The following is a 9,532-nucleotide window of genomic DNA, read 5'->3' on the forward strand; positions in this document are numbered from 1 at the left end:
AGGAGAGCGCGGTAAAAATGGGTAATAAAGTCGTTAAAATGGTGATAGCAGGGTTCGCTCTGTACGCTATTTTCGTTTATTCGGTAGTGTCTTTCTTCCCTGATCGTCCAGAAGATATGGATTGGGAAGACCGTGAACAATTCAATAAAGTGCAGATCGCAAAACTCAACCTAGGTACATCTAAAGCCGAAATCCTTGCGCTGTTGGGTTCGCCGGATATCACTGAGGCTAAAAAGACTCGCGAAGGCATGCTGCAAGTGATGTTTTATCGCACTCAACACATGAAATCTGATGGCATTACAACGCAAAACGAATGTACGCCGTTGCTATTTGAAGATGATGTGTTAGTGGCTTGGGGTGATGGTGTATATCTGAATTTCCTCGAGGGATGACCCCACAAGACTTAGCGGAGGTGATGACGAGCGTCAAACATTACCTCCGTTTCCAAAGCCAGTATGATACGCACACCGACCCCAAGGCCTTCATAACGGCATCATTGCAGTGTAGCCAACTGCTGATAAAAACATTCAACAAATCCCCGGCTCTAACCTACATTCAATTAGAAACACTATGGCAACAAAAGCCATCCACCCAGCCATTATTCAATATTGGGCTGTTACTGTTAATTTGCCGCATCAACCAAGTCAGCGATACGTTCGTACAGCACGCGGTTGCTGGGATACTTATCGGCAACAGTATAAAAGGCTGTTCTAGCGAGTCAGAGCGACACTCAAGTTTTAAGGCCGTAAACCGGCGTATCAATGGCCAACACTTCGATACATTGCGATGGAGTCTTATCCACTCGCTGCGCAAAGATGTGAGTACATCAGCTCAACAGTGCGTCGCATTTGATTGCGTTAGACTCACCGGCGTTGTGACCCAGTCTTTGGCGCTGATGAAGCACGTGTCACTACCAGCGCTCGCCAAAGCAATCAATCAAACTATCCTGCAGTACCCGCAATACCAGCCCCTGATCAATCCGCTATTTGAACTCGGCAGTGATTTTTTAACCGGACTGGTGGTGAAAAGCGCAAACGGCACAGCATTTATCGTAGGACATACGCCAGACAGTATCGCCCTTGCGAGTTTGAGTAAAGGTGACAATAGCGAGCGCCTGCTAACCGTTGAACACATGAAAGCAGTTGAATTGTGGCCGCGATTGACCCTGCAACGCCGTATGCCGCCGAAGGTATTACTGCAGGTGATGGCGCTCGCCACCCCGAAACAGCGCGAGCATTGCAACGCGCTTGGCAAGCCAAGTCAATTTAGCGTGCAATACCCACCCAATGACTTATTGATGATTTTGGATGCGCTGAATAAGCCGACTATTGAGCCAGCAACCCTGGCGCAACTGATTGGCAAAAACACACTTTTTACGACTGTTTTGCAGCGCTCAGCCACCGAACTGAATAGATTGAATATCAATGTCAGTAATATCAAACAATCAATTATGACACACGGTACCGAACGCATTGCGGCTGTGTTAACAGAACACATTCTTTGGCAACGCCTATCGCGTTCACAATTTCCATTGAGCAAACCATTTGAGCAGCTGTGCTTATTGCATCGTCAAGTTTGTGCCAGCATCGCCGAGTTGTGCAAGTTGGGGATCCCGCAGCAGTTTAGCCTATCCGCCCTACTACAGCTGTCGGGTTTATTTACGACCTCGTCATTGCGCCTATCACACCAATGGCAAATGGCCACAACCGAACTGGGCAAGGTTGACACTCTAACATCAGAGGCAGCCGCTATAGACTTCAACCAACAAGCATTTGCGTTGGCGAAGAGCTGGCACCAAGGAAGAGAGGCGACAGCGCCATTTGAATCGAGTACTGGCATGGCCAAATCCGCCAGAATTTTTAATGATGTACACGCCATCTCGTTAAATCTGTGCCGACAATGGTTACAACGGGGCATCTATTCGGAATCAGTGATCCCGGCCGAAATTCAACAGCAATGCAAACGAATTCAATTTCAACCGGCCTATGTTGACATTCTTGTTGAACGCCACTGTCAAGCCATATACCAGCCAATATAGTTAAACTTTAGTCTAACAAGCCTATAGTTTTGCGTGATAAGCACTGTTCGATGTCACCATGATCGAGTAAAATGCGCGCCATTCAACGTAAATTACCAACCAAAAGAGGAAATTTCATGACACAACAACGTATCACGGTCATCCGTGGTGACGGCATCGGCCCAGATATTATTGATGCAACGATCAAGATCCTTGACAAAGTGGGCTGTGATTTTGTGTATGACTATGCCGATGCTGGTCTGATGGCCCTAGAAAACCACGGTGAACTATTACCACAAGAAACACTAGAGCTAATCGCAAAAAACAAAGTGGCATTAAAAGGCCCATTAACTACGCCTGTTGGCGAAGGTTTCACATCAATCAACGTCAGTCTGCGTAAGCAATTTAAACTGTATGCGAATTTACGCCCGGTATTGTCTTTTAAAGGCACCAAAGCACGTTACGAAGATATCGATATCATCACGGTACGTGAAAACACCCAAGGTATGTATTCAGGCTTGGGTCAAGTGGTATCTGAAGATGGTTCAGAAGCTGAAGCAATGAGTAAAATCACCCGTGAAGGTGCAGAGAAGATTGTCACTTTTGCCTATGAGCTTGCGCGTCGTGAAGGTCGTAAAAAGGTAACGGCTGTTCACAAGGCCAATATCTTAAAATCAACGTCTGGCTTGTTCTTAAAAGTTGCGCGTGAAGTCGGTGAGCGCTATCCGGACATCGAATCGGCAGAGATGATTGTTGATAACTGCTGTATGCAATTGGTTATGAATCCCCACCAGTTCGATGTGATTGTTACCACTAACTTATTTGGTGACATCTTATCTGATCTTTGTGCGGGTCTTGTGGGCGGGCTTGGTATGGCTCCAGGTGCCAATATTGGTGAAGACTGTGCAATTTTCGAAGCAGTGCACGGCTCAGCACCTGATATTGCAGGTAAAAACTTAGCCAACCCAACATCAGTAATCCTTGCGGCTATTCAAATGCTTGAATATTTAAACATGGCCGATAAAGCCAACGCGATCCGCACGGCACTTAAAGACGTGATTGAGTCTGGTGACCGCACCACTCGTGACCTAGGTGGTGAATCCGGTACTACTGAGTTTACTGAAGCGGTATTAGAGCGTTTATAAAATAAACCGCTAACACTTTCTAAAAAGCCACGTTTGTGGCTTTTTTTACGCCTGAAAACTGGCCAAAACCTGCCCTAGTCAGACCAAAACAACGCGCTAAACTCTCTCTTGCGCAATATTCCCCTTTAATGGAAACTGCGCGCCAAAGGAACCGCTCAAGTTTGAGTATAAATGCAATGGAGAAAGACGATGAAAAAACTACTAATGAATGGCTTGATGATGAGCTTGGCACTATTTATTGCCGCCCAACCCGCAACAGCAGCAGGTGCAAAACCGGCTGCTAATAAGCCATATGCTGAACAAGCTGTAAGACTCAACCTAAATACCGCTTCAGTGGAGCAATTAACCCAATTGAAAGGTATCGGCAAAGCAAAGGCCGAGGCAATTGTTGAATACCGCAATACTATTGGTCAGTTTCAAACCGTAGAGCAGTTGGAAGATGTAAAGGGTATCGGCAAGAAAATGGTTGAGAAACTTAAATCCCAAGTCACAGTGTAGCGAGGTTTCCCACCGCAGCATGTGTTGCGGTGGGAATTGTGCGTGTTACTTCACTAAAGCCTTTAAGAATTGCTTAAACTCTTTAGCTAACTCTGGGTGGCGTAATGCATATTCTACACTCGCTTGCATATAGCCCAGCTTACTGCCACAGTCATGGCTTTTGCCTTTCATGTAATACGCATCAACTTGCTCTTTCGCCATTAACATCGCAATCGCATCAGTCAACTGGATCTCATCGCCGGCGCCCGGAGGTGTTGAGGCTAAACAATCCCAAATGGCTTCTGACAAAACGTAACGACCCACTACGGCCAAATCAGAAGGAGCGTCTTCTACAGGAGGCTTCTCAACCATTGCGTGAATCTTACCCGAGTCCCCCTCATTGAGCTCAAGGCCTTCCAAATCAACCACACCGTATTTATTTACTTCTTCGTGAGGTACCTTTTCGACCATGATTTGACTAACCCGGCTGGTATTAAACTTCGCTACCATATCAGCTAAGTTGTCCTTCTTAAGGTTCGAGGCCGCATCATCAATGATCACATCGGGTAACACCACGGCAAAGGGAGCATCCCCCACCATTGGTCGCGCACACAAAATAGCATGCCCTAAGCCTTTAGCTACGCCTTGGCGAACGTGCATGATAGTTACATCTGTTGGGCAAATCGCTTGCACGTCAGCCAGTAATTGACGTTTAACCCGTTTCTCTAAAGTTGCCTCAAGTTCAAAAGACGTATCGAAATGGTTTTCAATGCTATTTTTACTCGCATGGGTGACCAAGATAATCTCTTTTATACCTGCAGCCACACACTCAGCCACAACATATTGAATGAGCGGTTTATCGACGACTGGAAGCATCTCTTTTGGTATCGCTTTTGTCGCCGGTAACATGCGCGTCCCCAAACCCGCTACCGGTATTACGACTTTTTTGACTTGACTCAAACTAATGGCTCCTTGTACAAATTTAGTTCTTTATTTGACGCAAGCTTCATTCCAACTTTTAGGTTTATAACGCGTTCCATGGAGTATGGAAGTTGAGAATCAGCCAAGCAATAATATCATGAGGTGAAATTATTGATAGGCGGTGAATAAGTAAAACCTTTAACTCTTGCTGTATACTTATTTAATGCAGTCAAATAAAAGCTTCAAACAAACTCTATTCAAAATTTACTCCAGTAAACCGCATTTTAAAGATTGGCACACACTATCTGCGTTCGTGGCTCTTAGAAATAATTTTGCAATACAATTAAGGCAAAATTTAGCAAGATTTGGCAAACCTGCTATAACTAATTGCACATTTTTTGTGCATCCGTTTCCCCTTGGGAGTAAAAACCATTAAAAATTTCACTCGTTCCCGCCGCATGACTAGGCATCAAATATTACAACATGCTATACTCCGAGCGGATTCAATGGAGTGTTAATTTAATGGACCTGACCTCTCTAAGTTTTAACGTCATTTTCTTTATTTCTTTTTGTGTAGCTTGCCTCGCGATTGCAAGCTTGCGGCCTATTGCGGCGAACATCGGGTTAGTCGATAAACCTGACGCCAGAAAGCGACACTTAGGTCATGTCCCTCTGATCGGTGGCATTGCTATTTATTTTACGATGTTAGTTGCATCGCAATTGTTTATTCGAGAGTCACAACTACTGAACCTTTATTTAATATCATGCTCTTTTATGGTGCTTATTGGCGCTTTAGATGATTTCTACGATATCAGCGCAAAAGCTCGATTAGTTGCGCAATTACTGATTGCTTCAATTTTAGTTATGGGGGCTGGTCATGCGCTCTATAGTATGGGAAATCTATTTGGATTAGGTGAAGTCAACTTAGGCTTTCTTGCTATCCCAGTAACACTCCTTGCTGTAGCGACTGCGATCAATGCATTTAATATGACTGATGGCATTGATGGTTTAGTTGGCGTGCTAGGCATCGTAACATTCTCAAGCCTTTGCGTACTTTTCTATTGGAATGACAACTCTGATTTATTCATTATTTCGGCAATTTTTGTGTCCGCTTTATCAGCGTTTTTGTTGTTCAATTTAGGTGGCCTTCGTAGAATTTTCGGTAAGATTTTTATGGGTGATGCCGGCAGTATGATGATCGGGCTGTCAGTGATTTGGTTATTGGTTCTAGGTACACAAGCCGAGGAAAACAGTTTCAGACCAGTAACTGCGCTCTGGATTATTGCAGTCCCTCTGATGGATATGTTTGCAGTTATGCACCGACGAGTAAGAAAGGGTAAATCACCTCTTTCTGCCGACCGTGACCACCTCCATCATATCTTTCTGCGTTTTGGGTTCTCTTCTCGACAAGCACTGTGTGTCATCGGTTTTATCTCTACGTTGTTTGCTTTTGTCGGTTTAGTCGGAGAGTGGCTCAACATACTAGACAGCGTAATGTTACTTTTGTTTGTCGGAATATTTCTCGTGTACGATTATTTTTTCATTCATATATGGAGATTCTCGAAATTGCTTAGAAAGTAACCTGTTTTTTAGTTTTCTTCCCGCTTGTATAACTTTATTGTTCAGTTTTAATTTCACACAAACCATAGAGGAAAAGTAGTGACCACTAAGAAAGTCCTTATGATATTTGGCACGCGACCAGAAGCTATCAAAATGGCTCCACTTGCAAAAGCATTGCAAGAAAAGCCTGATATCTCTGTTGAAGTATGTGTTACTGGGCAGCACCGAGAAATGTTAGATCAGGTTTTAAAGCTCTTTGACTTAAAACCCGATTACGATTTAAATTTGATGAGGCCTGGTCAAGACTTGTATGACATAACGGCTAGAGCATTGGTTGGATTAAGAGACATTCTTAAAGAGGTAAAACCCGATTTAGTATTAGTACATGGTGATACGACTACTACTTTTGCGTCCTCATTGGCATCCTTTTATCAACAAATTGATATTGGTCACGTAGAAGCCGGTTTAAGAACCGGAAACATTTATAGCCCTTGGCCCGAAGAATGTAATCGAAGCCTGACTGGCCGCCTCGCTTCAATTCATTTCGCTCCTACAGATAAATCTCGTCAAAATTTAATTAAAGAAGGTATCGACGAATCCAGTATCATTGTGACTGGTAACACTGTCATCGATGCACTTTTACAAGTTGTCAATAAGATTGAAAACGATACAGATTTGTCCTCAGAACTCTCCAAAAAATTCCATTTCTTGGATGATTCAAAAAAGTTAATTCTAGTGACTGGCCATAGGCGAGAAAGCTTTGGCGAAGGATTTGAAAATATTTGTGAATCACTCAAACTACTCTCATCACGAGAGAATGTTCAAATTGTATATCCAGTTCACTTAAATCCGAATGTTCAAGAACCAGTTAATCGAATTTTGTCCGGGATAAAAAACGTTCACCTGATTGAGCCACTAGATTACCTACCTTTCGTTTATTTAATGAATAAATCTTATATTATTCTGACAGATTCTGGCGGCATACAAGAGGAAGCCCCCTCTTTGGGTAAACCGGTATTAGTCATGAGAGACACTACAGAGCGCCCTGAAGCTGTGTCCGCGGGAACTGTCAAACTAGTTGGTACAAGTATTAATGCTATTGTTCAGAATTGCGAAGAACTTTTGGATATCGATGAAGCGTATCAGAGAATGTCATACGCTCATAACCCTTACGGTGATGGCCATGCTTGTAAAAGAATTGTTGAAAGTATATTAGGTTAACGATTTATGAAATTTGAGAAAGTCTCCGTTATCGGATTAGGTTACATTGGCTTACCCACGGCAGCAGTTATCGCCTCGAGAGGCATAGAGGTTATAGGCGTTGATATTAGCGAAAACACCGTTAACACGATTAATAGTGGAAAGGTGCATATAGTTGAGCCTGATCTGGATATGGTTGTTCAAGCTGCAGTAAACGTCGGTAAGCTTCGAGCAACGCTCACTCCAGAGCCCGCCGATGCATTTCTTATCGCCGTTCCTACACCATTCAAAGATAACTATGAACCTGACTTAACGTATATTCAAAGTGCCGCTAAGGCTATTGCTCCCGTGCTTGAACGAGGAAACATAGTGATTTTGGAATCAACGTCACCTGTAGGAGCTACTGAGAAAATGACAGATTGGCTGGCACACGAAAGGCCAGATTTGACTTTTCCTAATACAGACGGTGAAAACGCCGATATTCAAGTTGCTCATTGCCCCGAACGTGTTTTACCAGGAAAGGTCCTTGAAGAGCTTGTGTCGAACGACCGCATCATTGGTGGAATGACTCCCAGATGCAGTGCTCGTGCCATTGAACTATATCAAACATTTGTTCGCGGTGATTGTATTACAACGAATAGCAGAACTGCAGAGATGGCAAAACTTACTGAGAATTCGTTTAGAGATGTAAACATTGCTTTCGCTAATGAATTATCATTAATTTGTGACCAATTAAAAATAAATGTTTGGGAACTAATAAAATTAGCAAACAGACACCCTCGAGTAAATATTTTATCACCTGGTCCAGGTGTGGGTGGGCACTGTATTGCCGTTGACCCTTGGTTTATTGTGCATTCTTCACCTGATGAAGCAAAAATGATAAGAAAAGCGCGAGAGATCAACGATAGCAAGCCTGATTACGTAGTAAGGCAAGTACAAGAGGCGGCTGATCAATTCAAGAAACCTGTCATTGCCTGTTTAGGGCTATCATTTAAGGCTGATATAGACGACTTAAGAGAAAGTCCAGCATTAGAGATTACTAGAAAATTAGCCGTTGAAAAAGTTGGTGAAGTGATAGCAGTCGAACCCAATATATCTGAGTTGCCTGATAGCCTGTCGGATGAAGGAGTTTCTCTTCAACCGCTTGAGAAAGCTCTTACTAAAGCAAACGTTTTACTCGTTTTAGTAGATCATGCTCAGTTTAAAAATATGGCTACATCAGACATCAATACAAAAGTAGTTGTCGATACGAAAGGTATTTTCTCAGTCCAGTAAAAAGCTCTAGGCCACTTTTCTTAGCTAACTGTATTGTGGCCTGAATATTTTTGGAGAGTACAAATGAGTAAGGTCGTTTTATTCCTATATCATTTTGCTTACAGGTTGTATTTATCAGGACTCCCTTTTTTACCTCAACTGATTTGCGCATTCGTACGAGTGGTATTCTCCTGCAAAATAGGGCTAGGTGCTCAAATAGGCAAAGGTACAGTACTAGGATATGGCGGTCTAGGCGTTGTGATTCATCATAGAGTTGTGATTGGAGAGAATTGTAATATTGGTACTGGTGTAACATTGGGTGGAACGAATAAAATTGAGCAGGTTCCAATGATTGGCAACAACACTCAAATTTCTACAGGAGCCAAGATCATAGGCCCAGTCACAATCGGAAGCAATTCGGTTGTAGGAGCAAATGCAGTGGTTCTTACCGACATACCAGATAACTCGGTTGCTGTGGGTATTCCTGCCAAAATCATTAAATCAAACATCAATGTTGACGAGTACAAGTAACGCACAAAACATCTGTTTAAGCTTCTTTGTTTTGTTATTGGCGACAATTGAAATGATATCTACATCAATCCTATTTCATAGCTACTTAGCAAAAGTCATAGATGCTTCGATAAATTGTGAAGTAGCCTTTCTGTATTGTAACTATCTGAATCGCCAATAATTTCCTAGACACCTCTTAGCTAGATAAACTAATTGAAAGAGAGGTGCTTATGAGCGGTAAACGTGTAAAAACCCCATATCTAACACAGTTACTTCGTAGAATATCTAGGCCGCATTTCTATACTCAATTGGCGTCATGTCGTTGAGTGAATCATGTGGCCGTTCGTTGTTGTAAAGCTCAATCCAATCTCGGGTTAGGCGCTTCACTTCGTTTAAATTATTGAATATGTAACAGTCCAATACATCGTCACGGTAAGTCCGGTTAAAC

At 43.0% G+C, this 9,532-nt stretch carries 10 protein-coding genes; 8 read left to right on the plus strand and 2 right to left on the minus strand.

Annotated elements, in window-relative coordinates:
• Window positions 1-17 precede the first annotated feature (17 nt).
• The 4 genes from QTP81_RS06455 (at window position 18) to QTP81_RS06470 (ending at window position 3,660) form a co-directional block, all read left to right on the plus strand.
• On the plus strand, window positions 18-392 hold the full coding sequence (locus QTP81_RS06455; protein ID WP_289364488.1) for a DUF3192 domain-containing protein: 375 nt from the start codon (window positions 18-20) through the stop codon (window positions 390-392).
• A gap of 23 nt (window positions 393-415) precedes the next feature.
• Complete coding sequence (locus tag QTP81_RS06460; protein ID WP_289364489.1) at window positions 416-2,038, plus strand: HDOD domain-containing protein; 1,623 nt, start codon at window positions 416-418, stop codon at window positions 2,036-2,038.
• 116 nt (window positions 2,039-2,154) lie between these two features.
• Complete coding sequence (locus tag QTP81_RS06465) at window positions 2,155-3,162, plus strand: isocitrate dehydrogenase (protein ID WP_289364490.1); 1,008 nt, start codon at window positions 2,155-2,157, stop codon at window positions 3,160-3,162.
• 189 nt (window positions 3,163-3,351) lie between these two features.
• Entirely contained in the window at window positions 3,352-3,660 is a 309-nt protein-coding gene (locus tag QTP81_RS06470) for a ComEA family DNA-binding protein (protein WP_289364492.1), read from the plus strand.
• 45 nt (window positions 3,661-3,705) lie between these two features.
• Here QTP81_RS06470 and galU read toward each other — a convergent pair whose 3' ends face one another.
• Window positions 3,706-4,599, minus strand: a complete 894-nt coding sequence (galU, locus tag QTP81_RS06475; RefSeq protein WP_289364493.1) for a UTP--glucose-1-phosphate uridylyltransferase GalU — start codon at window positions 4,597-4,599, stop codon at window positions 3,706-3,708.
• 483 nt (window positions 4,600-5,082) lie between these two features.
• On the opposite strand from galU, the gene wecA reads away from it, so the two are divergent.
• The 4 genes from wecA to QTP81_RS06495 all read left to right on the plus strand — a co-directional run bounded on the left by wecA (window position 5,083) and on the right by QTP81_RS06495 (window position 9,105).
• Entirely contained in the window at window positions 5,083-6,141 is a 1,059-nt protein-coding gene (wecA, locus tag QTP81_RS06480; RefSeq protein WP_289364494.1) for a UDP-N-acetylglucosamine--undecaprenyl-phosphate N-acetylglucosaminephosphotransferase, read from the plus strand.
• Window positions 6,142-6,219: 78 nt separating this feature from the next.
• The gene (gene wecB / locus QTP81_RS06485; RefSeq protein WP_289364495.1) at window positions 6,220-7,341 is read left to right on the plus strand and encodes a non-hydrolyzing UDP-N-acetylglucosamine 2-epimerase; all 1,122 of its coding nucleotides are present in this window, start codon (window positions 6,220-6,222) and stop codon (window positions 7,339-7,341) included.
• A 6-nt stretch (window positions 7,342-7,347) separates the two neighbouring features.
• Complete coding sequence (gene wecC, locus QTP81_RS06490; protein WP_289364496.1) at window positions 7,348-8,595, plus strand: UDP-N-acetyl-D-mannosamine dehydrogenase; 1,248 nt, start codon at window positions 7,348-7,350, stop codon at window positions 8,593-8,595.
• Window positions 8,596-8,658: 63 nt separating this feature from the next.
• On the plus strand, window positions 8,659-9,105 hold the full coding sequence (locus tag QTP81_RS06495) for a serine O-acetyltransferase (RefSeq protein ID WP_289364498.1): 447 nt from the start codon (window positions 8,659-8,661) through the stop codon (window positions 9,103-9,105).
• Window positions 9,106-9,369: 264 nt separating this feature from the next.
• On the opposite strand, the gene QTP81_RS06500 is transcribed toward QTP81_RS06495, so the two are convergent.
• Window positions 9,370-9,532, minus strand: a 163-nt coding sequence (locus QTP81_RS06500) for an integrase core domain-containing protein (RefSeq protein ID WP_289364519.1), incomplete at its 5' end; no start/stop codon positions are given.

Source organism: Neoalteromonas arenosi (genome assembly GCF_030362855.1).
Lineage (GTDB): Bacteria > Pseudomonadota > Gammaproteobacteria > Enterobacterales > Alteromonadaceae > Alteromonas_E > Alteromonas_E arenosi.